21 protein-coding genes are annotated in these 24,222 nt (G+C 62.7%); 9 read left to right on the top strand and 12 right to left on the bottom strand.

Annotated elements, in window-relative coordinates:
• Positions 1-66: 66 nt before the first annotated feature.
• Positions 67-1,248, top strand: coding sequence for an iron-containing alcohol dehydrogenase (locus L4X63_RS01135; RefSeq protein ID WP_250676747.1), 1,182 nt, complete (start codon positions 67-69; stop codon positions 1,246-1,248).
• An 809-nt stretch (positions 1,249-2,057) separates the two neighbouring features.
• Here the strand turns inward: L4X63_RS01135 and L4X63_RS01130 are convergent.
• Both L4X63_RS01130 and L4X63_RS23555 read right to left on the bottom strand, forming a co-directional pair.
• Positions 2,058-2,729, bottom strand: a complete 672-nt coding sequence (locus tag L4X63_RS01130) for a fibronectin type III domain-containing protein (RefSeq protein WP_250676746.1) — start codon at positions 2,727-2,729, stop codon at positions 2,058-2,060.
• Between the two features lie 150 nt (positions 2,730-2,879).
• Entirely contained in the window at positions 2,880-4,103 is a 1,224-nt protein-coding gene (locus tag L4X63_RS23555; protein WP_284694435.1) for a hypothetical protein, read from the bottom strand.
• A gap of 275 nt (positions 4,104-4,378) precedes the next feature.
• Between L4X63_RS23555 and L4X63_RS01120 the strand changes: the two genes are divergently transcribed.
• The 4 genes from L4X63_RS01120 to L4X63_RS01105 all read left to right on the top strand — a co-directional run bounded on the left by L4X63_RS01120 (position 4,379) and on the right by L4X63_RS01105 (position 11,152).
• Positions 4,379-5,800, top strand: a complete 1,422-nt coding sequence (locus L4X63_RS01120) for a Wadjet anti-phage system protein JetA family protein (RefSeq protein ID WP_250676745.1) — start codon at positions 4,379-4,381, stop codon at positions 5,798-5,800.
• A 437-nt stretch (positions 5,801-6,237) separates the two neighbouring features.
• Positions 6,238-6,873, top strand: coding sequence for a DUF4194 domain-containing protein (locus tag L4X63_RS01115; protein ID WP_250676744.1), 636 nt, complete (start codon positions 6,238-6,240; stop codon positions 6,871-6,873).
• Positions 6,860-10,318, top strand: a complete 3,459-nt coding sequence (locus L4X63_RS01110) for an SbcC/MukB-like Walker B domain-containing protein (protein ID WP_250676743.1) — start codon at positions 6,860-6,862, stop codon at positions 10,316-10,318. Before L4X63_RS01115 ends, L4X63_RS01110 begins: the two co-directional genes overlap by 14 nt.
• Before the next feature lie 99 nt (positions 10,319-10,417).
• A complete protein-coding gene (locus tag L4X63_RS01105; protein ID WP_350339156.1) occupies positions 10,418-11,152 on the top strand; it encodes a DUF2459 domain-containing protein in 735 nt (244 codons plus the stop codon).
• 38 nt (positions 11,153-11,190) lie between these two features.
• Here the strand turns inward: L4X63_RS01105 and L4X63_RS01100 are convergent, their stop codons facing one another.
• From L4X63_RS01100 to L4X63_RS01090, 3 genes are all read right to left on the bottom strand, one after another.
• Complete coding sequence (locus L4X63_RS01100; protein WP_284694434.1) at positions 11,191-11,565, bottom strand: pyridoxamine 5'-phosphate oxidase family protein; 375 nt, start codon at positions 11,563-11,565, stop codon at positions 11,191-11,193.
• 273 nt (positions 11,566-11,838) lie between these two features.
• Positions 11,839-13,125, bottom strand: a complete 1,287-nt coding sequence (locus tag L4X63_RS01095) for an OmpA family protein (protein ID WP_250676741.1) — start codon at positions 13,123-13,125, stop codon at positions 11,839-11,841.
• A gap of 42 nt (positions 13,126-13,167) precedes the next feature.
• On the bottom strand, positions 13,168-14,199 hold the full coding sequence (locus L4X63_RS01090; protein WP_250676740.1) for a hypothetical protein: 1,032 nt from the start codon (positions 14,197-14,199) through the stop codon (positions 13,168-13,170).
• A gap of 283 nt (positions 14,200-14,482) precedes the next feature.
• Between L4X63_RS01090 and L4X63_RS01085 the strand changes: the two genes are divergently transcribed.
• Positions 14,483-15,520: a hypothetical protein gene (locus L4X63_RS01085; RefSeq protein ID WP_250676739.1), complete on the top strand. Its 1,038-nt coding sequence runs from the start codon at positions 14,483-14,485 to the stop codon at positions 15,518-15,520.
• A gap of 248 nt (positions 15,521-15,768) precedes the next feature.
• On the opposite strand, the gene L4X63_RS01080 is transcribed toward L4X63_RS01085, so the two are convergent.
• Positions 15,769-16,206, bottom strand: a complete 438-nt coding sequence (locus L4X63_RS01080) for a bacteriohemerythrin (protein WP_250676738.1) — start codon at positions 16,204-16,206, stop codon at positions 15,769-15,771.
• A gap of 299 nt (positions 16,207-16,505) precedes the next feature.
• On the opposite strand from L4X63_RS01080, the gene L4X63_RS01075 reads away from it, so the two are divergent.
• Positions 16,506-17,342 carry a hypothetical protein gene (locus L4X63_RS01075; RefSeq protein WP_250676737.1) on the top strand — a complete coding sequence of 279 codons (837 nt, stop codon included), beginning with the start codon at positions 16,506-16,508 and terminating at the stop codon, positions 17,340-17,342.
• Positions 17,343-17,532: 190 nt separating this feature from the next.
• On the opposite strand, the gene L4X63_RS01070 is transcribed toward L4X63_RS01075, so the two are convergent.
• From L4X63_RS01070 to L4X63_RS01060, 3 genes are all read right to left on the bottom strand, one after another.
• Positions 17,533-18,303, bottom strand: coding sequence for a TIGR01458 family HAD-type hydrolase (locus tag L4X63_RS01070; protein ID WP_250676736.1), 771 nt, complete (start codon positions 18,301-18,303; stop codon positions 17,533-17,535).
• Between the two features lie 47 nt (positions 18,304-18,350).
• Positions 18,351-19,388, bottom strand: coding sequence for an aldo/keto reductase (locus L4X63_RS01065; RefSeq protein WP_250676735.1), 1,038 nt, complete (start codon positions 19,386-19,388; stop codon positions 18,351-18,353).
• Between the two features lie 124 nt (positions 19,389-19,512).
• Complete coding sequence (locus tag L4X63_RS01060; protein ID WP_250676734.1) at positions 19,513-19,836, bottom strand: YkgJ family cysteine cluster protein; 324 nt, start codon at positions 19,834-19,836, stop codon at positions 19,513-19,515.
• 271 nt (positions 19,837-20,107) lie between these two features.
• On the opposite strand from L4X63_RS01060, the gene L4X63_RS01055 reads away from it, so the two are divergent.
• Complete coding sequence (locus L4X63_RS01055; RefSeq protein WP_250676733.1) at positions 20,108-21,286, top strand: aldo/keto reductase; 1,179 nt, start codon at positions 20,108-20,110, stop codon at positions 21,284-21,286.
• A gap of 3 nt (positions 21,287-21,289) precedes the next feature.
• On the opposite strand, the gene L4X63_RS01050 is transcribed toward L4X63_RS01055, so the two are convergent.
• Both L4X63_RS01050 and L4X63_RS23825 read right to left on the bottom strand, forming a co-directional pair.
• Positions 21,290-21,691 carry a type II toxin-antitoxin system HicB family antitoxin gene (locus tag L4X63_RS01050; protein WP_250676732.1) on the bottom strand — a complete coding sequence of 134 codons (402 nt, stop codon included), beginning with the start codon at positions 21,689-21,691 and terminating at the stop codon, positions 21,290-21,292.
• A 2-nt stretch (positions 21,692-21,693) separates the two neighbouring features.
• Complete coding sequence (locus tag L4X63_RS23825) at positions 21,694-21,882, bottom strand: type II toxin-antitoxin system HicA family toxin (protein WP_350339155.1); 189 nt, start codon at positions 21,880-21,882, stop codon at positions 21,694-21,696.
• A gap of 109 nt (positions 21,883-21,991) precedes the next feature.
• Between L4X63_RS23825 and L4X63_RS01045 the strand changes: the two genes are divergently transcribed.
• The gene (locus L4X63_RS01045; RefSeq protein WP_250676731.1) at positions 21,992-22,882 is read left to right on the top strand and encodes a DUF6599 family protein; all 891 of its coding nucleotides are present in this window, start codon (positions 21,992-21,994) and stop codon (positions 22,880-22,882) included.
• On the opposite strand, the gene L4X63_RS01040 is transcribed toward L4X63_RS01045, so the two are convergent.
• The gene (locus L4X63_RS01040; RefSeq protein WP_250676730.1) at positions 22,879-24,189 is read right to left on the bottom strand and encodes an NCS2 family permease; all 1,311 of its coding nucleotides are present in this window, start codon (positions 24,187-24,189) and stop codon (positions 22,879-22,881) included. The two genes, L4X63_RS01045 and L4X63_RS01040, sit on opposite strands and share 4 nt — an antisense overlap.
• Positions 24,190-24,222 lie beyond the last annotated feature (33 nt).

Below are 24,222 nucleotides of genomic sequence, written 5' to 3'. Positions count from 1 at the left end.
CCTCCTTTTTCTGCACCGGGTGTACGCTCCAACCATCGAAACCAACAACAGTGAAGGAGCACGAACGTGGAAAATTTCATTTACAGCATTCCCACCACCGCCTACTTCGGCAAGGGGCAGATCAACATTCTCGGCGATACCATCAAGGCCCATGGCGGCTCCAAGGTGCTGCTCGCCTATGGCGGCGGCAGCATCAAGCAAAACGGCATCTACGGGGCCATCCTCGATCAGCTCGCCCAAGCCGGCCTCGCTCACGTGGAGTTGAGCGGAATCCAGCCGAACCCGCGGGTCGAAAGCGTGGAGGAAGGAATCGAGATCTACCGCACCAACGGCTGCGATTTCATCCTGGCAGTGGGAGGCGGATCGACGCTGGATGCCTGCAAGGTGATCGCCGCCGGGGTGAAGTATGACGGCCCGGTCAACGACCTCTTTCGTGGCGGGCCGGGGGCAGACCTCAAAGCCGCGGCCCCCTTGGCCACCGTGCTGACTATGGCGGGGACCGGTTCGGAGATGGATATGGGGGCGGTCATCACCGTCGGCAAGGACCACAAGAAAAAGGTGCTCATGCACCCGCTGGTGAATCCGAAGTTCTCCATCCTCGATCCGGAGTACACCTATACCGTGCCCGAGTACCATTCGATGGCCGGCGTCGCCGACATCCTCTGCCATCTCATGGAGCAGTACTTCACCCCCGAGTCTGGCGCCAACGTCCAGGACCGCATGAACGAAGGCTTTATGAAGTCGGTGCTGGAGGAGGCCCCGAAGATCCTGGCGAACCCGGAGGACTATGACGCCCGTGCCAATATCATGTGGGCAAGCTCGATGGCGCTGGCAGGCTTCCAGCTGTTGCTCGGCAAGCCGATGTCCGCCTTCCCGCTGCACAGCATGGGGCACGAGCTCTCCAGCAAGTACGACATGACCCACGGCGTAACCCTGGCACTTTTGACCCCCGCCTGGATGCGCCACACCATGGCTTCGGCTCCCGCATACCTGCCGCTCTTCGCGAGATTCGCCCGCAATGTCATGGATCTCCGCGAGGAGGACGATGCCAAGGCCGCGGAGGCAGGGGTGCAGAAACTGGAAGCTTTCTACGGCGCCATCAAGATGCCGGCCAGCCTGCGCGAAGCCGGGGTCAGGGAAGAAGACCTCGACCTCATCGCCGGAAAAGCCGTGGAGGACGGCAATGTCGGCATACTGACGCCGCTCGGCAAAGACGAGGTCCTACAGATTCTGCGGGCCGCTTTCTGATTATCCTCCGGAAGACGAGCTTTCGAACCGTTCCCCCCTGGTCCAGGGGGGAACGGTTAATCGAGCGGGAGACCTACCACCGGTGGTCCGCCGGAAAGCGGCTGGTACAGGTTTCCCCCCAGGGGAAGAGCACCAAGGAAGCTGTCCTCCGTTCGCGAATCCTGAAACAGCCGGGACCGGTTCCCTGGGGAGAGACAAGACCGCTGTTTTCCATTCCGCGGCGCAATTCTTTTTCGACCTTCCGGTGGAGACTTTGCGGTGCATCATGCTGGATCTCCCGGCTCGTTGGCGTTTTTTCCTTCCCGCGCGACGGACTTCTTGCGGCCGTATGCCGATAACTCCTGAGTCCCCCATCTTTCTGAACAGCCAAAGCTATTATTTTCCCATCCATCGGAATTTCCCGCCTCTCTTCGCATCTCCCCAAAGCTAAGAACCGTGATGGGCACTCTGGCCAATCTGCCAGCTCGGAGATCGGTCCACCCGCCGGTTTAATGGTATCCCGCCGGGGCCTGCAATATGCCGGGGAACGATAAGCGATTGGCGGCAGGAACAGCGAAAATCTTCCGGGATCTTCGTTGTCCCATTTCAAATCTGTTATTACGGGTGGTTGCGTGGAGGGGGATAACGAAGATCTTTTGGCAAGTTCGTACTGTTTCGGCGGAGGGCGATTTTACGCACCGATCATAGGATAGTGTTGGGCTGAACCTGTTCTTACGGTGGTAACGGTGGGGGGGGAGGTTGAAGGGAAAGATCCAGGCGCGGGTGAAACAGCTCCCCCCTCCCCTGGCACGGGAGGGGGGAGAACAGTTTCAGGTAACCATGAGGTGGACATAGGTGGACCAGGGACCGAGGCCGGCATGGCCGAGGCACCTGACGCGGACGTAGTAGACTTTCCCGGGCTCGAGCCCATTCAGGCTGACCCCTCCTTTGATCTTGGTGAACTGCCACTCCAGGGTCCACGCGGCCTCGTCGTTGGGGTCCCCCAGGCAGGCCTGGACGTGGTAGGCGGCGGCTCCTTTTACCCTTCCGATCAGATAACGCAAGGCACCGGTCATGGGGTCCTGCTCCAGGGAGACTTTGGAGGGAGCGGGCAGCATGACAGGAGCGGTGCTCCTCGGGGCGGGATCTTTCTTGTGGTCTACCCCGAGGTTACTGACGTATTCGAAGTCCTTTTCCATCAGGTATCTCATCCCCGCCCAGTTCAGCGCCAGCGTGGTGGCCAGCACAGCTTTCACGCGAAGCGCGTCGCGCTCGCTTTTCCTGCCGAAAGTACCGGCCATTACCGCGTAGGTCAGTTCATGGTAACGGGTGCCGATATCCTTGATTTCGGCTCCGTGGGGAACCCCCGGGGGCATCTCCTGATAATACTTATGGACCGAGAATGCCTCGCCGATACCCATGATGTGGCTAGCGAGTTGGAGATGCGGGTAGTTGAGGAAACTGGTGTCAAAGACGCTGATCGGGTTGATCGGTAACGGCATGCGACACCCCCTTTGGATGAGATGGTTAACGCAATCTAATATAATCGCTGCCGTTCTGCTGTCAAGTCCCCATGGTGAGAATGTTCCCGGGGCCCTCCCTGCGGTGGGGGAATGGGCCCCGGCGGCTGTCGTGTCATCTTCAGCTTCCCATCATCTTACGTGACCACCCTCCTCGCGGGGGCCTCCTCCGCCGTGCGGTGCCGGAGGCGCTTCACGAGGCGCCCCGCGCGGTTCGGCGGGCCCGCCCATTGGCGGGGGAGCCATGCGCGGCATCTCCCGGGCGGGGGCGCGTTCCGGAGGGCGGAATTCCCGGACGGCCGGCGGTTCCCGGCGCTGAACCGGTGGTGGGGCGAACTCCCGCGGGGCCCGCTCTTCGCGGCGCGGTTCTGCCGGCGGGCGGTATGTCGTTGCGCCCGGCCGTTCGTGGCGAGGCGCCGCCTGCTGGCGGTTAGGCGGAGCGGGCTCGTGGCGGGCCCGTTCTGCCGGGGCTCCTCCCTGAACTTTCTCCCGTCCGCCGGGTTGATGTGCGGCGGGAGCCCGGTACGGCGCGCCTGCCCGTTTCGCCGGGACCACTCCCGGACCGCTCAGGGCACCCGGTCTCACCGTGGCGGCAATGCCGGGACGGCCATGGTTGGCCGAGGCACGCAGCCCCGGATCGCGGCGGGCCGCCTGGCTGTGCTCCCGTTGCGGAGTGATGGGGCCGGAGCCCCGCCCCCTGGCTGCCGCCAGCTGGGCCGATGTCGGGCGTACATGCACCCCCCGCTCGCCGCCGCTGAAGCTCACCTGCCGGGCCGTGCTGCGCTGGACGGGGCTTCGGTAGACGGTCGTGACGTTCGACCCTACGTTGTTCACGGCGCGGTTATAGTAGAAATGTCTTCCCCGCCAGTATCCACCGTAGTAGCCATACCCGTTATAGCCGCAGCCGTAGTTGATCCCTCCGTAGTAGCCTACCACCGGGCCCCAATACCCTTCGTTCCAGATATAGATCCCGTTGCCCCACCCCCAGTAGCCGGGAGTCCATAGCCAGCCGGGGTAGGGGGCGGGTACCCAGGTGCCGGGCACCCAGTAGTAGCCGTAGTCCGGATCCCAGGCCCAGTATCCCGGAACCCAGATGTAGTCCGGGGCGGGGGGGGGTGGCTGGACGTAGACCGGCAGCGCCGGCGGTGCGAAGCTGACCGAAATCCCCACCGACACTTCGGCAAACGATGGGGCCGGGACGGCCACGATGGAAACGGTGGAAAGGATAAGCGCCGCCAAGAGCACGCCCTTGGCGGCAGTGAAGATAAGGTACCAGCGCTTTGCTCCCTGGAGTGGAAAGGCCGCCGGGAGGAGGGCGCCGGTATGCTCGTCACGAATAGTCTCTTCTTCTGTCATGGATCACCTCGCGGAGCTGTGATTCTTATATCCGGATCGGCGCAGATCGTACTCTATGTGTATGTCAATTTTATCACTTCAGGCACTATTGCGGCTCAATGGAAATGCTCTGACACCGGGAACTGACTCAGCGCCCTTACTTGTTGTGAGCTTGGGCCGATTATCCCTTGAAAGATCTCTGACGCCTTGACTTTGAGGCGATGTTAGGTCAATGTGAACCGCTGTACACCGCGGTCTTGCCGGCCGTATCCGCTTTTTCTCCGAGTCAATGGCCGATGCTTTTCAAGAAACTTCCCGACGACATTTTCAGACCGCTGGCTGGCCCGAACCGGCATCTCTACGAGGATGTGCTGCTGGCTTTGTATCCCGTTTTCTTCGACGAGAACGAGGCTGAGGATTTCTTTCCGCGCCGCGATGCCGTGATCGCCGAGATACAGGAAACCCTTGGGCGGATCGAACGTCTGCAGTGGGTCGCGGAGAGCGCGGAGGATACGGAGGAGATCGAACAGTTCCCTACCGTCCCGCGCTGCGCGGACTATCTCTATCACCGGCTGATCAGGACCGGCTGGCTCGAGGAAGACCAGGAAGGGTACAACAAGACGGTGGTCATGCCTCCCATCGTCAGCTCGCTGCTTGCTGCGCTCATCTCCATCTCCCACAACGAGAAGAAGAGCTACGGCGGCACCGTGCTCGGGATCCTCGTCCAGATCGAGGCCGCCATCGGCAACCCGGAAGAGATGGGGCAGCTCCTCATCGAGGCGGTCGACAACACCCGCAAGTTCACGAGCCACCTGACCAGCATCATCTACGGGCTGAAGGACATCCAGTCCCAGATCATCGCCAGCCGTTCGCCGCGCGACATCTTCGCCACCTTCTTCGACGACTTCGTCACCAATATCCTGATCGCCGACTACAAGACCCTGCAGTCGGAGAACAATCCCTTCCGCTTCCGCACGAGGATCCTCCAGCACCTGCGCGTGCTGCAGGGAAAGTACGATACCGCGGTGGCCATCGCGAAGCACTACGCCGAGCGCTACGGCGAAACCGATACCAGGTCGCTCATGCGGGTGATGGACGACATCCAGTACCTCGTGCGCTCGTTCGAGCTGGTGGACCGGCGGCTGGCCAAGATCGACCAGTTCCGCGCCCGCCTCGAAGACCGGGTCGCCGAAACGGTGCGCTACCTCGACAAGACGACGCCGGGGATGCGCAACCGGATCGCCGCCATCCTGGAAGCGGTCGGTGCGGCGGAAGAAAAAGGGCTCGGCTGGGATGCAGAGTTCCCCTCACCCCCGACCCTGATGAGCCACCCGCTCCTCTCCCCCAACAGTGTCCGGTTCGTCGCGCGGCGCCGTTCACCGCTGTCGGGGCAGGTCCTGCGCGAGGCGGCGGTCTCCGCGGAGGTCATCGCCAAGAGCCGGGCGCTCACCCTGTACATGGCCCGCCGGAGGGTGACGCCGGAGAAGGTGGCCGCCTACCTCGAGCGGCACCTTGCAACGAAGGACCAGGTGGAAGCGCAGGAGATGGAGATCGAGACGGTGGAGGATTACGTCGCCTTCACCCACGTGAGACATCTGTCGAAGCTCGGCGGCAAAGGGTTCGCCTTCGCGGCCCGGTACGAAGTCGCCCCGACCGGCGAGCCGTGCCGCAACCGGTGGCTCGAATGTGGCGGCTTCGTGGTGCGGAGGCGGAAATAATTCATTTCGAGTTTTGTCGAATTGGGTGCCCCTCCGCAATCTGCGCCCACCGCCCCGCGGCTAGCGGCGGCTAAAATCCCCCCTGTTCCGCCTTCGCGCAAGGCTACGGCGGACAAGCCCGCCTTTGCGCAAGGGGGCATCGAAGAATTACGGGGAGATGTGAAAGTCCCCCTTGTTAAAGGGGGATTTAGGGGGATTTGCCTCTCGAATCTGAACGGCAAATCCCCCCCTGTCCCCCCCTTTGACAAGGGGGGGACCTGATTCCCCCCGGAATTCTTCGAAGAACCTTCGCAAAGGGGGGGGCGCCGGGCCGGGCATAGTCCCGGCGCGGAGTGTTTTGGCTGGCGGAAAGTTGGCTGAGCGGCAGATTGTGACTCGGCAGCAGATGTGTTTGTTTCGACACTTGTCGAATCCCAGTAGTTGTGCAAGGAGATGGGATGCTTAACGAATTGAAGAGACTGTTGGATGCGGAGGCCGATCTGCAAGCGGCCGACATGCGCCAGACGGCCTCGGTCCTTCTGGAACGGCAGTTTCTCTATGCCGATCAAAGCCGGGACAAGAAGCACTACCACCGGGTGATCGGGCACATACCCTATTTCACCAACCTCTTCGATGCCCTCAACCGCAGGCTCGTGTACGACCAGGATTACGGGCTGGTCGGGATACTGCCGCAAGACGGCGCGCGGGTCGTGCAACTGGCCCAGGAAGAGTCGCTGCTTCTCCTTTGCCTGCGCCTTCTCTACGAGGAGGGGGTGGAGAAGTTCGAGGCGCGCCAGGGCTCGGTGTTCACCGAGACCGAGGCTCTCCTCAACCGGTACCAGACCCTGGTCCGCCGCGAGCGCCCGGGGCTCGTGCGCCTGCGCGAGATCCTGCGCACCTTCTGCCGCTTCGGGATCATCGAGGTCGAGGACGAGCAGGACCGGGTGATCTCCCTGCAGATACGTCCCGCCGTGCGCCTGGTCACCACGGAAGGGTACATCGGGCAGTTAGAGTCGATGATCTCGGGGGGCGAAGCGGAGGCTGACGGGGAGGAGAGCGAGGAAACTGGGGAGAGCGCAGATGAAGAAGCTTAACAAGATCGTACTGGTGCAGTGGTATCTCCTTTCCGCGGTGGAGATCCCGGTGCGCGGGAACATGGCGATCGTCGGCCCCAACGCCTCCGGCAAATCCTCCATCCTCGACGCGGTGCAGACCGTTTTGACCGGCGCCAACAAGAACCGCGTGATGTTGAACGCCGGAGCCGGCGAGCGGAGCCGGAGGAGCATCCGCGAGTACTGCCTCGGCGTGGTGGACGATCCCAACCTCTCCGCCTCGATCCGTCCCCGCGAGCAGGCGACCACCTACCTCGCCCTCGGGTTTGTCGACGAGGAGACCGGCGAAGAGACCTGCGTGGGGCTTGCCTTTAGCGCCACCCTTTCCGACCCCGACGAGAGGGTCGACGGGCGCTTCATCGTTCCCGGCCTGTCGGTCGGTATCGGCGACTTCGTCCGCTCGACGCCGCAGGGGCGGGAGACCATCCCCTGGAGCGAGGTGAAGCTCTCCTTCAGCAGGCGCTTTCCCGGCACCGTTTCCTTCCCGACCCAGGCGGGGCGCTTCACCAAGGAGCTCTTCGCCCAGTTGAGCGAGGACAAGGGGTATCCCAACGACGACGAGACGATCCTCAAGAACCTGAAAAACGCCATCGTCTTCTCCCCCATCACCGACACCACCGAATTCGTCCGGAAGTTCATCCTGGAGGAGGACGAGTCGCTCAAGCTGGGGGATCTGCGCCGTGCGCTGAAGAACTACCGGGACATGAGCACCAAGGCCGACGAGGTGGGGGCCCGGATCGAGAATCTCTCCGCCATCACCGCCACCTGCGATGCTGCGATCAAGGCGCACAAGGCCAAGGCGGCCTTCACCTGGATCGGCCACTCGGCCCAGGTCGACCGCATCATGGACCTCATGGGGCCCCAGCAGGAGTCGCTGGAGGCGGCCGAATCGCAACTGGAGGAGCTCGCGCAGGACGAGGAGCGCCTCGACCAGAAGATCGAGGCCGGCATCGGCACGCTGGCCGAGAAGAGGGCACTGCTCGCCAACTCCGACATCGAGCACCGCAAAAAGAAGCTCGAGCTCGACCTGGAGCGCTCGGAGCGGGAGACGGCGGAATCCCTCAAGGCGCTCGCCGGGGTGCGGAAAACGCTCAAGGCGCTTCCCGAGCGAAAGGAGCTTATCGAGGCCGCCCCGGCGCCGCTTGCCCGGGCCATCCGTGACGGCAACGCTCTGGCCAATGCAGGAGAGGGGATCATGGAGTCGCTGTGGCCGCCGGATCCGGCAGCGGCGGATGCGGCGATCTCTTCTTTGCTGGCCGCCATCGACGAGCACCTGCCGTCCCTGGAGAAGACCAGCAGCGCCTTCGGTTCCCGCCTGGTCGACATCGACCGCCAGGTGACCGAACTCGCCAAGCGGGCCGCCAAGCTGAAGGTTGGCAAGGCGATCAGCGACGAAACGGAAAGCCTCTGCGATCTTTTGGCGGAGTTCAAGATACCCTCCACGCCGCTGTGCGACCTGGTGGACGTGTCCGACCCGCGCTGGCGAAACGCGATCGAGAGCTGTCTCGGTGCGCACCGCGAGGCGCTGATCGTCGATCCTGCGCAGGCGACCGATGCCATCCGGGTCTACCGGCGCGAAGGGCGGCAGTTCAACAAGGGACAGCGGGTGGTCGACACCACCAAGAGTGCCCGCTGGCTCAACAAGGCGCTGCCGGGTTCGCTGGCGGAGCTGGTGACCACCGATAACGACCATGCGCGGGCATACGTGAACCGTCACTTGGGCAACGTGATGCGGGTGGAGACGGAGCAGGATCTCATCAAGCACGACCGCGCCGCCACCGCCGACCTCATGCTCTATACCGGCGGGGCCACCACCGCCATGCGGCCGGTCGATTCCATTCTCGGGCGCCAGTCCAGGGAGCAGCTCCTGGAACGGATCCAGGAGGAGGCGCGGGAGAAAAACCTGGACCGCGAAGCACTCCAGAAGAACGTCGAGGTCCTCTTCGGGCTGCGCCAGGCGCTGGGGAAGGTGCAGGCGCTGAAGGAGTTTCCCCTGAGCCTCCAGGAACTCTCCCGGGTGCGGGACGAAGGGCAGGGGCTGCTGGAGCAGCTCAGGCAGGAGATCCAGGATCTTACCCAGCACGAGGACAAGGGGCTCAAGGGGGCCATTGCCGCCCTGGAGAAGACGATCGAGGAGACCAAGAAGGGGCGCGAAGCGCTGAAGCGGAAGACGGTCGAGCTGCAAAATGCCGTCGCCAAGCTCAAGAGCGACCTCGAGGCCAAGGAACGGATGCTCGATCATTTCGGCAAGGAGCGGGACAACTGCAGCCACAGCCGCCACTTCGCCGCCGCCGAGGCGATGGATGTCATGGACCGGCTGCGGGAGAAGTTCGCTTGGGACTACAACGCCCTGATCGATCATGCCGAGCAGGAGGCGCGACAGGCTGCCGACCGTATCGGGCGCACCGAGGAGAAGGCCCGGGGGCAGTTCCGGGAGCACTGCAACCGCTACCTGCAGACCTCCGAGGATCTCCCTCCGGCGGGAGACGGTGCTTTCGAGGAAGTCTCCCATGCCGTGCGGCTGATGAAGAAGTCCCTGGAAGACACGTCGCTGGCGGAGTACCGGGAAAAAGCCTCGCGCGCACTGTACGAGGCGGAGATTGCCTTCCGGGCCAAATTTGTGGTCAACCTCAACGCCCGGCTGGAAAAGGTGAAGTCGCTCGTCACCGACCTTAACCGCCATCTGAAGAAGCGCCCCTTCCACGACGAGATCTACCAGTTCAAATGGAAGAACAATCCGCAGTACGAGAAGATCCTCTCCTACATCGCATCGCTCGACGCCGCCAGCCAGGCCAACGTGGGCGGACTCTTCGATCTGGCCAACGATCCCACCTCGCCGCACCGCGAGGCCATCGAGGATATCGCCGAGGCGCTCAAGGACGAGAATCATTCCAAGCATCTGGAAGATTACCGGAACTACCTGGTCTTCGACTTCACCATGTTCGACAGGGACGGGACCCAGAAGACTTCGCTCAAGCAGCGGATCCAGAAGGGCTCCGGCGGCGAGAACCAGGCGCCCTTCTACGTGGCCATCGGGGCGTCGCTCGCCTCCGCTTACCGGATCGGGTCCACGGCGGCCGGGAAGGGGCGGGGAGGGGTGGCGCTGGCGCTCTTCGACGAGGCCTTCAACAAGCTCGACCTGGAGAACTGTTCCAACTGCCTCACGTTCTTGAAGGACATCCACCTGCAGGTGATCCTCGCCGCCCCCGACGAGAAGTACGGCATCATGTCGGAGAACATGAGCACCATCGTCCGGATCTTCCGTGACGGGGGTAACGTCGATCTCGAGGTGGAGTACCCGACCGAGGAGGGGCAGCGCCTTTTAAGGTCGGACAACCCCTACTTCGTGCCGCAGGCGGAACAGCCCGAAACCCTCGGCTACCCGGGCGGGGAGGCCGAGTCGGCGGTGGGGATCGCCGCCCGGTAAGCCGGGATTGGGAGGCGTAGGCAAGCGATTTAAAAATCCGCCCTTTCTGGCATTCTTTTACCTTGGGACCTCACCTGGGAAGCCGCGGGGGCACGGACCATGGTTACTGCACGAAAAGATTTGCTGCGGCAAAAATGGCGGGTGCTGATGGCAGCCGCCTTGATGATGGTGTTCGCCGGGTGCACGGGCGGTAAGACGTGGAAATATCTGCCGGCATCGAAGGCCCAGGAGCGCACAATTTATGTGGTAGCGCACGGATGGCACACGGGGATCGTTGTGTCGGCGGATGACCTGGGGCAGGAGCTCGGCTTCGTGAAAGAGTATCTGTCGCCGGGGAGGTACTACGAGTTCGGCTGGGGCGAGGCGGAATTCTACCAGGCGGAAAAGGTCTCCACGTGGATCTTCTTGAAGACGGTATTCTGGCGGAATCCCAGCGTCATGCATGTCTTTACCGTTCCGGTCTCTCCGGCTCAATCGTTTAGCGGAAGCGAGATCGTGGAGCTCAACGTGTCGGAAACCGGTTTGGAGCGGATGAGGGAGAGGTTGCGCGCGAGCTTCAAGCTGGACGGGGGGAACAGGCCGTATCCCCTCAAGGACGGCGCTCGTGGGGCGGGGAGGTTTTTCGAGGCGCTTGGATATTACGTGATCTTCGACACCTGCAACACCTGGACGGCAAAGGTGCTTCAGAGCGGAGGGGTTCCGATGGACACTGGCTTCACCCTGCGGGCCGCCGGGGTGATGAGGCAAGTCAGGGAGGCGAAGAAAGAGTACCTGCGGTTGCGGCCGCCGGTGAGTTTGCATCACTCACCGGCTTTCGGACAACCCGGTCCGTAGGTTATGGAGTGGGCACTTGGTGCCCACGCTAGGGGGGGCTACCAGGTCTGGGTGATGGAGTCGGGATCGATGGCCAGCGCGGCGCGGACCCAGCTGAACTTGGACTTCAGGAGGTCGAAGTCCGGGCCGGAGGTTTCGAAGCTCGCCTTCCCCTTGATGAGGAACCCGGCGCCCGGTCCGTGCAGGCCCTGCACTTTGCTGCTCCCGAGGGTGATGAGAATGTTGGGGTTGGAGGCGACGTTCGCTTCGGTGCGGTTCATGTAGCCGGCGGGGATCAGCAACCGCCCCTCTTCGGTGATCTTGACGTAGCTGTTCCAGGTGTTGACCATGTGCGGCCCGTCTTCCCCCAGGGTCGCGATGGCGACGATGCCATCCTGTTTCAGAATTTCCAGCAGCTTCTCGGGAATCATCATACTTCTCCTCTCTCTTTGCATCGGTTGACCGGTTCGTTCATCGCGGATCTACGGCGGTGTAGCGCCTCTAGCGGCAACTCCCTCCGCGGTAGGGAGTCAGGTGCGTTCGGGACAGCTTGCCACTCATTGAGCATAGACGAGATGTGTCCCCATTAAAAGGTACAGTTACGAAATAAAATATGGGGGCAGAGGGGGCGGCCAAGGCTAAACGGTGCCGGACGGTAAAAGAAGAAGGCCGCCCCGGCGATGGGGGCGGCCTTCTTTGCGGCAGCCTCAGAACTTCACGAATTCGACCCGCCGGTTGTTGGCCCTTCCTTCCGGGCTCTTGTTGCTGTCGATCGGCTTGCCGTCGCCGAAGCCGGAGTGCTTCAGGCGGCCGGAGTCGATCCCCTTTCCTTCCAGCCACGACCTGACCGCCGCTGCGCGCTCCTCGGAGAGCGGCTGGTTGATCTTCTTGTTCCCCTGGTTGTCGGTGTGCCCCTCGATGGAGAACTTGAGCTCCGGATCCTCGTTCAATAGCCCCAGGATCATCTTGAGGGTCGGGAGTGATTCACCCTTGATGGAGGATTTGCCGGTGTCGAACAGGATGCCGTGGGTGACGATCCTGCCGTCGGTGTCCAGCGCCGACTTGATCTCCTTGCCGCCGGCCGCCAGCCTGAAATTGGTGAACATCACGTTCTCGGCCTTGAAATTGTTGGGGGTGGACATCTGCAGGCCGAGCTGCTTGATGGGACGCTTCACCCCGTCCGGGTCGTTGATCACCCGCTGGTTGTCGACGTAGGCCTTGACGAAGGTGCCGTTCACGCTGATCGAGACATGGTGCACCCTACCGTCGTTGAGCTTTACCTTGGTCATGGTGTTGGCGGAGACGTTGTCCTGGCCGGAGATCTGGATGGCGGCGGGGCTCCCCCGTCTCCAGAGGTCGATCTTCTTGTCGGCGGGCACGAAGAGGACCCGGTACATGACGTAGTAGACCGGCGAGTTGTTGACCGACGAGAGGACCGCGTCGAACTCGATGGTGAACTTCTCCGGGAAGTCTCCCTTCTGGTCCAGCCGCAGGTACTGGGTCGCAGGGGGCATCCCGCCGGTGCCGGGAACCGAACGGAGGAAATGTTTCCCCTGGTACTCGACGACGTCGACCGTGTTGTTGTTCCCCTGCTTCGGCCCGTCGAGCGTCCACTTGCGGGGGAACTCGCCCACCTCCGTCTCGGCGAAGTCGTCGTGGAAGATCATCTGGTCACCGGGGACGAAGTCGAACTTGGTGAGGACCCTTTCCGCCTCTTCGATGGAGAGATCCCCCGGCGGAACGGCCGTCCCCTGCTGCTGGAGCATCTGCTGCTGCCCCCCCTGCTGGGGTTGCTTGGCGTTGGGCGCCGTCCCCTTCTTGTCCCCTTTTACGGCCCCCTTGGCCGAGTCGTAGGCGCTGTTGCCTGCGTCGTTCACCGCACGGTTGCCGAGTCTCTTCCCGGCCCCCTGGATCGTGTCGCTCAGCCAGTCGGCATAGCAGATCCCCGCGCCGGCCAACAGGAGTACTCCTCCCAGCAGTAGCTGTCGTTTCATGGCTATCCCCCTTACTTGAATTAGTTCTTGGGCCGTTTTTTGTTATTTGCCGGTCACTGCCTTGCCGATCTCCCCCCAGTCCGAGGTGTGCAGGGACTGCCATACCCGGAAGGGGCTGATATCGCCGTGGACGGTCTTGCCGGGGGCGTCGTGGTCGAGGTTGCCGCTGTAGCAGAAGCGGAGCGCGATCAGCTGGAACGCGGAGCGTGGCAGGGACGGGTCGTACCAGGCCGGGTTGATCCGCACCAGCGGCCGCCCCTCTTCGCTTCCTGCCGGTGCGAGGGTCGGCTCGTACGGGTCCCAGGTCAGCTGGCGCGCCTGCATCTTCCGCTCCTCCGGCGTCATCCGGTCCAGGGCGGTCTGGTGCCTGCCGACGATCTGCGGGAGGAACACGGTCTCCTGCGGGGTCTCCTTGGCCATCGACTGCCAGTATTTGAGATAGACCGAGACGTACTCCTCCCGGGTCACCGGTATCCACGGGACCACCCCCTGGCGGGTGAGGAGCACGAGCTCGTCGCCGCCGTCCATCCGGTAGACCGGGAAGCCCGCCATCTCTCCCACCTTTTGCGGCTCGTAGATCGCCTTGGTGGCGAACCCGCTCTGCCCCCCGATGCCGTCGAATCCCTGGCCGGGGTCGTTGATGGAGGCGTAGATCTCGTCGGTGGTGCAGCAGATGCGGACCGGTTTCCCCGTCTTGGGGGCGAGGTGGTAGAAGTGGAAACGGAGGTAGCCGAAGCCGGGAACCGGAAGTTTGGTGGAGGCGGGAAGGGAGTCGTTGGGGCGGAAGTAGCCGATCACCTCCACCCCGAGGGGGGGCTGGAATACGGGCTGCTTGAGGATGAGATCCCGCAGTCTTTCCAGGTTCCGCTTGTAGGCGGCGGCATCCTGACGGCTCAGCAGTTTTTGCGGCTGGTTGGCCACGGTTACCGTCGCGGTTGCCTTGCCGGGATGTTCGGTGAGGAAGGTGAACTCGCCGGCCTGCGCAACCGGTATCGGGAGGGGCGGCAGTATCAGCAGCACGACGGTAAAGACAAAGACGAGGAGGATGGTTCCTCTCCGGAGTGTATGGTCCATCGGATCATCCCACCGCACAGAGTGGCGAGCCGGACAGTAAGGCCACCCTTGCTCATTGGATTGCGCAGGATCCTATCTGGATCCCCGTTAAAGCCAGTTGCTGAATGGATTCTATTAATCTACTTCGCCTAAGTGACATGTCAATGCCGGTGCGGCAAAGAAAGCTACTGTCGGCGATAGCGCTGACCTATTCCCATGCCGTTGGTAATTCCACATTTCATGCACACTGCCTGCACAGTCAGGCGGTATGAGAATGTTAATACTGCTTTGGGGGGAGGGGGCCATGGACGAAAGGGTGAGGGGATCCGGGTGGAACAGGGTGGCGGCCGCCGCCGGGGCGGTGCTCCTTGCGGCGCTGGTCCTGATGCTGGGCGGCTGCACGAGCCTGCGGGTCTGGATGGGGAGCCGGGTCCGCCTGGAGAAGGTCCCGGTAGAGAGGATGGAGGCGTGGCTCCCTCAGGGCCCGGCCATGTATCCCGGCCAGACCACCCCTTTGGTGGTTGCGGTCACCGATACTGCGGGGAAGATTCTCCTCACCGAGGGGGCGGGTAACGGGAAGGTCCTGTGGGATGATCTCGTCGTCACCCCAGCCCTCATGGCGGCGAACCGGAAGGGGATGGTCACCATGCCGGCCGATCCCCGGGTCACCGATACCGCCTTCCCGTCTCTCACGGTGACCGCCCCCTCCCATCCCTGGATTTTCACCAAGCTGGACGTCTTTCTCCGCTATGACCACGACTTCGCCGCCAATTTCTCGGGGAGGAATGGGCGGTCCGGGATGGACGGCTCCAACGGCATTGACGGCACCAGCGGGATGAGCGGATCGACCGATCTCGAGAATCCCTCCCCCGGGGGAGACGGATCGGACGGAACCGACGGCGGGGACGGCGATGACGGCGGCGCGGGCGAGGATGCCGGGCCGGTACGGGTTCTCCTCACCCTCAGGTCCGGCGGCAATCCACTGCTGCAGGCCGAGGTCAGCGGGAAGGGGCGGGACGAATATTTCCTGGTCGACCCGGTGGGGGGCTCGCTGACGGTAAAGGCGGAAGGGGGCTCGGGAGGTGCCGGAGGACGCGGAGGGCGTGGCGGCAGGGGAGGCTCCGGCGGCTCGGGATGGCCGAGCGGATCGAGCGGCAGGGACGGCAGGGATGGCCGCGACGGGTTCCCCGGCGCCCCGGGAAAAGGGGGAAGGATCACGGTCGTCTACGACCCGGCCGCCAGACCGTACCTCTCCTTGCTCACGCTCTCCAGCCGCGACGGCAACGGAAGGAAGGGACCGGATCCCGTCTTCACGGAACAGGCGGTACCGCCGCTTTGGTGAGCGGCCGGGGAATGCCTCGACCGAGGACCTGCGGCAGGCGATGATCCACTAGCGGAGCCTGTTCAACGAGTTGACCGGCTGCCGCGAGTTGACGACTGCCAAGTTCATGGAGGGGGAAGAGCCGGAAAGGAGAAAGGCCGTGTAAGGTGGGCCAAGAGAGGGGGGGCGGCCGGGTACGCCCATCCCCACTCCCCTGCGGAGGTGATCTGGGGCTGCATCGGCCGGTATGATGCGGCGAAAGGCTGGGGTCAGCCGGCGGTAAGGGTATGGGTCTGTATCTTGTTGGTGAGGTTCCAGACTTTGACGAAGTCGGCGAACTCTACGTCGACCTCGAGGATGTGGTGGGTGATCCAGTTGTGGATGAAGTTCAGGGTTTCAAGGGTGACCTCTTTTTCTTCCTGGTGGCGTCTCGTGAGAGCCAGTACTCTCTCGGTAAAGAGCGCGTGCTCTTTTCTATGCCTTGGCAGGTCGGGATAACCGGCGGACGCCATCCATCCCTCCTCACAGGCGAAGTGATAGTTCGCGTAGTCAACGAGCTCGATGAGGAGTGGCCGAAGGTCGGGCGGCGAAGCATCGTCATTCAACTGGCTATACCCTTTGTTCAGCAGGTCCACCAGATGCCGGTGATGCCGGTCGACCTCTTCAATACCAACCACGAAAGCAAAATTCCACTTTATCATTGCCATGACGGGCCCTGCCGAATGAATGAAGATATGCTGCTCTATCCTGAAAGGTTGCCGTCTGCCACTCTCTTTGTCAAGGCACTGTAGGAATTTCACTTGGTTATGTCATTCTTTGCCGCTGGTTAGCGTTCTTCTGTCTGAAGGTAAGGACTCCTGAAACTGACTGCCTTCCGCATCGACAACCCCACATCTCTTTACCGGTCGGGGTGAGCATGAAGGGTATCCGGGGTTGCCTTTAATGTGAATTTGATGTATTAATGAACTCTTTGCTTCACCATTTCAATCCTGGAGGAAAAAGTTCAATGAAGAAGATTTTCCTTGCTGTCTTCGGCCTCGTGATGATGACAGCTACCGCCGCGCGCGCGGAACACAAGCTGCTGGTAACCGATATCCTCGACCCTAAACAGGTGGAAGCTCAGGCAACCCTCGAGTACACCCATGCCGCAGGCAACGTCGCAAGCCCCTTAGACGGGACCGGCAAGGTCTACTACAACACCACCGAATCCCTCTACTCCGTCGGCGTCGGCATCGTCCCCGGCTTTGAAATGTCCGCTTCCATTCCCTACCTCTTCAACGAGCGCGCCAAGGTCGAGATGCCCGGCCTGAATCCCGAGCTGGAGCAGCGCGACGGCTTCGGCGACTTCGCCCTGGAAGGGAAGTTCCACCTGCTGGGCGGCGAGGAGGAGCGCTACGCGGTGGTCGGCGGCCTCGGCCTGAAATTCGACACCGCCGGCAAGGGTTCCGGCGGCACCGGCACCACCGACGTGAGCCCGTTCCTGGCCGCCAGCTGCAAGGTGAACCACCACCACACCCCGTACGCCATCTACCGCGCCACCATCAGGAACAACGGTGAGCAGGACACCCACACCCTGACCCTCGGCGTGGAGAAGGAGATCAACCACACCTTCACCCTCGACGCCAAGTTCGATGCGAACTTCAACACCGCCACCAGCAAGGTGACCGCTAACGAAGACTTCGACCTCGAAGCCGCCACCTACGTCCAGGTCGCTCACAACTTCTACCTGATCCCGAGCGTCGCTTACGTCTGGGCTACCGATGCCTCCGACAAGGAGACCGGTGTCAAGGTGAAGGACGTCGACGGCGTCCGCCTCGGCTTCTCGCTCTACTACCTCTTCTAGGCCGCATTCGGCAGCTGTGAAAAGGAAAGCCGCCCATGGGAATCTCCCCGGGCGGCTTTTTTTACGTCAAGACCGTTTGAACGCCGATTTTCGCGTATGACGCGGATCTCCGCGGATAAAGCTTTCGGGTTCCCCCTTTAAAGTTTTTGCCTTATCCGCGTAAATCCGCTCAATCCGCGTCATCCGCGTTCTAAGGTTTTCGTCCGACCCGATCCAGCACCCACTCGATGGCGGCGACCACGTCCCTCGCCACCATCCCGCCATCGCCTACGAGCTTCTCATCCCCCTCCCGGTATTTCCCCGTCTTGACCAGTATCCCGTGCAGTCCCGCCCGTACCGCGGCGGCCACGTCCGTTTCCGGATCGTCCCCGATCATCACGCACTCCGAGGGGTGAAGCCCCAGCTCTTCGGCCGCCTCCAGGAAGAAATCCGCGGACGGTTTGCCGAGGACCACCGCGCTCATCTGGGCGGCGTACTCCAGGGCCGCGACGTAGGGACCGGCGTCCAACTCCAGCCCGTCCTTTCCCTCGAAGTAGCGGGTGCGGCCGGTCGCGAGGAGCTTGGCCCCCTGCTTGAGCAGCCGGAAGGCCTCGTTCATCTTTTCATAGCTGAAATCGTCCTCGGCATCCCCCACCACGACGGCATTGGGGTTCTCCCGGGGGATCCCCTGGAAATCGGCAAAGAGGTTGGGGTGGACCAGCAGGTAGGGGCGCAGGCTGTGCAACTCCAGGTAGCGCCGGACCGCGAGCGGTGCGGTGAAGATGTGCTCGCGAGGGATGTTGAAACCCATTTCGTTGAGATCGCGGTAAAGGGTGTCGCGTGTCCTGCGGGAGGTGTTGGTGACGAAACGGACCGGTATCCCCCGCTTTTCGAGGGAGCCTACCGCAGCGACCGCTCCCGGCAAGGGATTCGGGCCGAGGTGTATGGTGCCGCTGAGATCGAGAAGTACTCCTTTTATCATGTCTGCCTCCGGTGGGCTCGTTAGGTTGAACAGCCTGGCCGCCCGGGTCACCCTTCTCCCGCAAGAGCGCCGGTAACCCGCGCATCGCTCATGATCGGGATCATCCACTCCGGGTAGGCCTTGGGGATCTCGGTGAGCTGGTTCAGGCGGGCCAGTTCCTCGGCGGAAAGGACCAGCGAGGCGGCCTTCAGGTTTTCGTGCAACTGGGCGAGCTTGCTCGCTCCCACCAGGATACTCGCCACGCAGCGCTTGGTGAGGAGCCACGCCAGGGAGACCGCGGCCACCGTGGTCAGGTGAGCCTCGGCGATCTCGCGCAGGACGTCGATCAGCTGGTACCCCTTATCGCGGTCGAAGGGGATGATGTCGAATCCGGAGAGCCTTCCCCCGCCGCCCCCCGGATTGTCGCGGGTGTACTTCCCGGAGAGGAAGCCCCCGGCCAGCGGGCTCCAGACCACCATCCCCACCTGGCAATCCTCCAGAAGGGGGACCAGTTCCCGCTCGACGTCCCGACCGACCAGCGAATAGAAAAGCTGTGCCGCCTGGAAACGGGGCCATCCCCGCCCCTGTTGCAGCCCGATCGCCTTGGCGGCCATCCAGGCAGGCCAGTTGGAAAAGCCGGTGTAGCGCGCCTTCCCCTGCCGGACGATGTCGGTCAGCGCCTCGATAGTCTCTTCCAAAGGTGTGTGGGGATCGATGCGATGGACGCTGAAGAGGTCGATGTAGTCGGTGCCGAGCCGCTTGAGGCTCCCCTCGATGGAGGCCATCAGGTGATGGCGGGAGAGACCTTGGTCGATGAGGGCTTCGCCGCTGCGGAAGCCCGCCTTGGTCGAGATCACCACCTCCTTGCGGCGGGAGCCGAGGGCGGCGCCCAGGATGATCTCGGAGTCCCCGCCCGCATAGGCGTCGGCGGTGTCGAAGAAATTGATGCCGGCGTCGAGGCAGGTTCCCACCAGGTGATCGGCCAGGGTCTGCTCCACCTTGTAGACCGACCTGAAGTCCCCCTCGGCCGCCGAGCCGAAGGTCATGGCGCCGAACGCCAGCCGCGACACGATGAGGCCGGTATTTCCCAGTCTGTTGTATTGCATCCGCTCCTCCTTTTCTTCCGGTGGCGATCCACCGGAGAGGGCCGTTTCGCTTCACATCTGGAAGTATACCGGCCAGGAGGGCGTCCGCAGCCCGGCGCCGAAAAGGGTGCTTGGGTCCGGATGGTTAGGCTGAGGAGGCGCCGCCGCCATCGGTCCGGCAGATGAAATGGCGGCAGATGGCGGGGCGGTGGAGGTAGATGCCGCAGCGGCTTCCCACCTGGAATTCGCAGCCGTTTTCGATCATGAGCCTCGGCGGGCCGTAGAGGGCGAATTCGAGGCGGGTGGCGCCCAGGGCCTGGAGTTGCTCGTATTCCTCCCAGGTGAGCTCCACGCTCGGGAAGGAGCGGCAGCAGATCCCGTCGCAGCCGCGGCAACAGGCTGGGTCGTCAACCGGATTCTCCAGCAGTATTCCATGCCGGACTTCTTTCTCACGCCTGGGAAATAACATAGCCACACCCCCTCTATGACAGCACGTTCAATGACAGGGAAACACGGTGACCTGGGCGGATCGGAGGATGAGGGGACTATACTGCAAAAGGGGAGGAATTTTCAATGAAATCACACGAGGAATGGCTTAGAAAAAAGGCTTTGCCTGCTGGAATTCGTGCTATAAGGTCGTAGCATTGATCAGGATTGGCCGGACGGACGCGCTGTTGGAGTAGGTAATCTTTCCAATGTGAGACGGCTATCGCCGTGTGAGCATGACAGGAGGCATTATCATGGCTGACAGAAACGGCAGGGGGATCGGCAGGAGGACTTTCATCGCGGCGGGGATGGTGGGGACCACCTCGGCGCTTTTGGGCGGCAAGGCGCTGGCCGAGGTCGTGCAGCAGTACGCCGGGACCGCTCCCGCGGAGTTTCCGGCTCCCGTCTACCGCACCTTGGGCCGGACCGGGCTCAAGGTGACCGTGGTCAGCTTCGGCGCCATGCTCACGCCCGAGCCGGAGGTGATCCGGGTGGCCCTGGAGCACGGCGTCAACTACGTCGATACCGCCCGCAAGTACATGGGGGGGAACAACGAGGCCATCGTGGCCAAGGCGATCAAGGGGCGGCGGGACAAGATCTTCCTCGCCACCAAGACGCTCCCCGACTCCCGCTCCAAGGTGGGGATCATCCAGGACGTGGAGGCGAGTCTCCGGGCGCTCAAAACGGACTACATCGACGTCATCCAGTTGCACAACCTGACCAACAAGCAGCGGATCTTCATTCCTGAAACGCGGGAGGCGCTCCTGGAGCTGAAGAAGCAGGGGAAGGTGAGGTTTTGCGGAGTGACCACCCACACCAACCAGGCCGAGGTGCTGAACGCGCTGGTGGACGACCGGGAGAGTTTCTTCGACACCTGCCTGGTTTCTTACAACTTCAAAACCCCTCCCGAGGTGGGGCTGGCCATTTCCCGGGCGGCCAAGGCGGGAATCGGCATCATCGCCATGAAGACCCAGGCGGGAGGCTACCGGACCGCCTCCCTCGGCAGCATCACTCCGCACCAGGCGGCGCTCAAGTGGGTGCTGCAAAACCCCGATGTCTCGGTGGCGATCCCCGGGATGAAGGATCTCGCCCAGCTGAGGGAGAACATCGCGGTGATGGGGATGAAGTTCACCTACGCGGATAGGCGGCGGCTCGAGCGCTACGCCGAGGCGGTGGAGGGAATTTACTGCACCATGTGCGGCTCCTGCCAGGCGGGGTGCCCGGCCGGGGTCGAGATCAGTAACGTAAACCGCGCGCTCATGTACGCGGAAGGGGGGTACGGCGACCACGACCTGGCGCGGTCGACCTACCGCGAGATCCGCCCCGGCGCCGATGCTGCCGCCTGCCTCGACTGCGGCAGCTGCCAGGCGCGCTGCATCAACGGGCTCGACATTGCGGCCAAGATGGAACGGGCGAGGGGACTTTTAGGATGAGATTCATGCCAAGGGTTTTCGGTGAATAAATTGATCTGCCGCCTGCGCGAGTAGCCCAGAACGGGACATATGGTTCTGCTCTGCATACTCGTCGATTTCGTACAGCAATTTTTCCGACAGTGTGATATTCACCCGCCTTGCCTTGACCTTTAGCTTAGCCAGGTCGATATCAACTAAAAGCCAGACCCCCCCCTGGTAATCGGGATTGGCGGCCAGCTTCTCCAAGGAGGTTGGCGCGGGAACGGGAATATCTTCACCGTCAAAATAAACCTCCGCGGCCTCCTGGATCATCCGTGGCAGGTCGGCCCACTCGTCGGCTGCTGAAAAACAACCGGGGAAATCCGGGATGGTGACACCGTGGGCGTGTTCCTCATCACCAAGGTGGATATACGCGGGATACAACATGGCTACCTCCACTCCCAACCGGCTTGGCGGTAAATGTTCCGCAAGGTTCCGGTCGGTATTTCTTTTCGTGGGTGCGGGACTACGACATGACCAGGCTTGGACGGGTGTTTGTACTTTTGGTGGTCTCCCTTGCCGCCCACGCAGTACCAGCCTTCGGCTTCAAGGCGTCTGATAAGTTCTTTGCTGGTCATGACCCATTTTATACACACTGATACACACGCTGTCAACGAGCACCGCGACGCTTTGGCGAATGCCCTAGGTAATAACCGCAGATGGAGAGGTATGAAAGTCGATACTGGTATGATAGGACGCTTGATGGTGGTGGCCGTGGCGGGACATTTACTGGCATCTGTTGCACTTGCTGCGGATGACCCGGCGCGGCTTCTGCCGAAGCCTGCCTGCGGGGCGGGGTGGTCGCTGGAGGGGAGGCCGGCTGTCTACGGCCGGGAGACGCTCTCCGACCGCATCGACGGCGAGGCTGAGATCTTCTTTCCTTACGGATTCGAGTTCCTTTCCTACGGGCGCTACGTCAATAAGGAGCAGGGCTTCGACGTCGACGTCTACAGGATGGGGTCTGCGCTCGATGCCTTCGGGATGTTCTCCGGATACCGCCCGGAAGGGGCCGAGACGGTCAAGACCGGCAGCGATGGGGCCGTGACCGAGAGCCAGCTCTTCTTCTACCAGGACCGCTACTTTGTCCGGCTCCAGTCGACCGGTACCCCCGAAACCGGCAAGGGGCCGCTGGAGGCCTGCGCCAGGGAGGTCTCCCGCCTGCTTCCCCCCGCTACGGGGGCGCCCAAGGAAACCAAGCTGCTCGATCTTCCCGAGGTGGTGAAGGGGAGCGTTCAGTACAAGGCGACGAGCCTTCTCGGCTACGACTTTTTCCCGAGGGGACTGGTCGCGGACGTCATGGTCGGGGGAGAACCGGCCCGGGTCTACATCGTGCTGACCGACTCGGTGACCGACGCGGTTGCCGCCTTTGGCAACTACCGGGCCTACCTGAGAAACAGCGGCAGCATGGTCCTCTACGGGGAGGACCGCTTCGGCGCGACCCTGACCGGGACCGATCCCCTCTACGGAAACATGCTGGCCGAGCAGCGGGGCCCGTATGTCTTCGGCCTGGTGAGGCTCAATAAAACCGCCGCCGGATTCCCGCTGATGGGGAAAATCCGCGCGAGGCTCGTCCGCTAACTCTTCACGCCGAACAGGAAATAGGATAGCGACAGGAGCGCCAGCACCCAGACGCCGCTCTTCACTTCCCTCACCCGGCCGGTCGCCGCCTTCATCAGCGGATAGCTTATGAAACCGGCGGTCATTCCCACCCCGATGTTGTAGGTGAAGACCATCAGCACGATGGTCAAAAAGGCGGGGATCAGCTCGGTGAGGTCGTTGAAATCGACCCTGGTGAGCGGCTCCAGCATGAAGGAGCCGATGACGATGAGGGCGATCCCGTAGGCGTGCGGCGGCACCAGGGTGAAGAGCGGGGCGAGGAAAAGCGCCAGCAGGAAGAAGAGGGCGGTCACCAGCGAGGCGAAGCCGGTCCTCCCGCCTTCCTCGATGCCGGCCGCCGACTCGATGTAGGCGCCGGTAGTCGTCGTCCCCAGAAGCGGGGCCACCATGGTCGCCAGGGCGTCCGCCATCATCGGTTTCTCGATTTCCGGGAGGTTGCCGTTCTCGTCCAAGAGGTCGGCCCGCATGGAGAGCCCGAGGAGGGTTCCCACCGTGTCGAGGAAGGCCATGATGAAGATGGTGAGCACGATCGGGAAGAAGGCCGGCTGCAGCGCCCCGTGGAGATCGAGCTTCAACAGGATCGGGGAGAGATCGGGGGGGAGGCTCACGTACGCCTTGGGAAGGGGGGTGACCTTGAGGGCGATGGAGCCGATGGTGGTCGCCACGATCCCGATCATCATGGCGCCGGGGATGCGCCGGGACATCAGGATCACCGTGAAGAGGAGCCCCGCCACCGCCAGGAGCACCGGAGGTTGAGCGAGGCTTCCGAGCTTGACGGGAGCGCCGGGGATGCCGAGGGTGACGATCCCGGTCTCGTTGAGGCCGATAAAGGTGAGGAAGAGCCCGATGCCGGTGGCGAAGGCGCACTTTAGCGATAAGGGGATGGCCTCGGCGAGCCAGCTCCGCACCTTCAAGAGGGTGAGCAGGGTGAAGATGACCCCGGCGAAGAAGACCGCCGCCAGCGCCGTCTGCCACGAATACCCCATGACCTTGACCACCACGAAGGCGATGAAGGCGTTCTCGCTCATGTAGGGCGCGATGGCGAACGGCCGGTTGGCGAAGAGCGCCATGATGACGGTGCCGAACACGGAGGCGAGGATGGTGGCCGTGGTGGAGGGGCCGCGGGGGATGCCGCCGTTTTCGAGGATGGCCGGGTTGACGATGATGATGTAGGCCATGGTGAGGAAGGTGGTGAGGCCGGCCACCGTCTCACGGCGGAAGGTGGTCCCGTGATGGTCGAACTTGAAGAATGCCGCGATGCTGTTCATGAAGCCTCCTTCTTTGCCTGCTGACATCGGAAG

Origin of the sequence: Geomonas sp. Red32 (assembly GCF_023652955.1) — a bacterium.
GTDB lineage: Bacteria > Desulfobacterota > Desulfuromonadia > Geobacterales > Geobacteraceae > Geomonas.
This window is presented reverse-complemented; position numbering and strand designations above follow the sequence as displayed.

Coding starts and splice junctions, on each gene's coding strand:
- L4X63_RS01130 (WP_250676746.1), bottom strand. CDS start 2,729: ATGCCGTTACCGATCAACCCGATCAGCGTCTTTGACACCAGTTTCCTC.
- L4X63_RS23555 (WP_284694435.1), bottom strand. CDS start 4,103: ATGACAGAAGAAGAGACTATTCGTGACGAGCATACCGGCGCCCTCCTC.
- L4X63_RS01120 (WP_250676745.1), top strand. CDS start 4,379: ATGCTTTTCAAGAAACTTCCCGACGACATTTTCAGACCGCTGGCTGGC.
- L4X63_RS01115 (WP_250676744.1), top strand. CDS start 6,238: ATGCTTAACGAATTGAAGAGACTGTTGGATGCGGAGGCCGATCTGCAA.
- L4X63_RS01110 (WP_250676743.1), top strand. CDS start 6,860: ATGAAGAAGCTTAACAAGATCGTACTGGTGCAGTGGTATCTCCTTTCC.
- L4X63_RS01105 (WP_350339156.1), top strand. CDS start 10,418: ATGGTTACTGCACGAAAAGATTTGCTGCGGCAAAAATGGCGGGTGCTG.
- L4X63_RS01100 (WP_284694434.1), bottom strand. CDS start 11,565: ATGATGATTCCCGAGAAGCTGCTGGAAATTCTGAAACAGGATGGCATC.
- L4X63_RS01095 (WP_250676741.1), bottom strand. CDS start 13,125: ATGAAACGACAGCTACTGCTGGGAGGAGTACTCCTGTTGGCCGGCGCG.
- L4X63_RS01090 (WP_250676740.1), bottom strand. CDS start 14,199: ATGGACCATACACTCCGGAGAGGAACCATCCTCCTCGTCTTTGTCTTT.
- L4X63_RS01085 (WP_250676739.1), top strand. CDS start 14,483: ATGGACGAAAGGGTGAGGGGATCCGGGTGGAACAGGGTGGCGGCCGCC.
- L4X63_RS01080 (WP_250676738.1), bottom strand. CDS start 16,206: ATGGCAATGATAAAGTGGAATTTTGCTTTCGTGGTTGGTATTGAAGAG.
- L4X63_RS01075 (WP_250676737.1), top strand. CDS start 16,506: ATGAAGAAGATTTTCCTTGCTGTCTTCGGCCTCGTGATGATGACAGCT.
- L4X63_RS01070 (WP_250676736.1), bottom strand. CDS start 18,303: ATGATAAAAGGAGTACTTCTCGATCTCAGCGGCACCATACACCTCGGC.
- L4X63_RS01065 (WP_250676735.1), bottom strand. CDS start 19,388: ATGCAATACAACAGACTGGGAAATACCGGCCTCATCGTGTCGCGGCTG.
- L4X63_RS01060 (WP_250676734.1), bottom strand. CDS start 19,836: ATGTTATTTCCCAGGCGTGAGAAAGAAGTCCGGCATGGAATACTGCTG.
- L4X63_RS01055 (WP_250676733.1), top strand. CDS start 20,108: ATGGCTGACAGAAACGGCAGGGGGATCGGCAGGAGGACTTTCATCGCG.
- L4X63_RS01050 (WP_250676732.1), bottom strand. CDS start 21,691: ATGTTGTATCCCGCGTATATCCACCTTGGTGATGAGGAACACGCCCAC.
- L4X63_RS23825 (WP_350339155.1), bottom strand. CDS start 21,882: ATGACCAGCAAAGAACTTATCAGACGCCTTGAAGCCGAAGGCTGGTAC.
- L4X63_RS01045 (WP_250676731.1), top strand. CDS start 21,992: ATGATAGGACGCTTGATGGTGGTGGCCGTGGCGGGACATTTACTGGCA.
- L4X63_RS01040 (WP_250676730.1), bottom strand. CDS start 24,189: ATGAACAGCATCGCGGCATTCTTCAAGTTCGACCATCACGGGACCACC.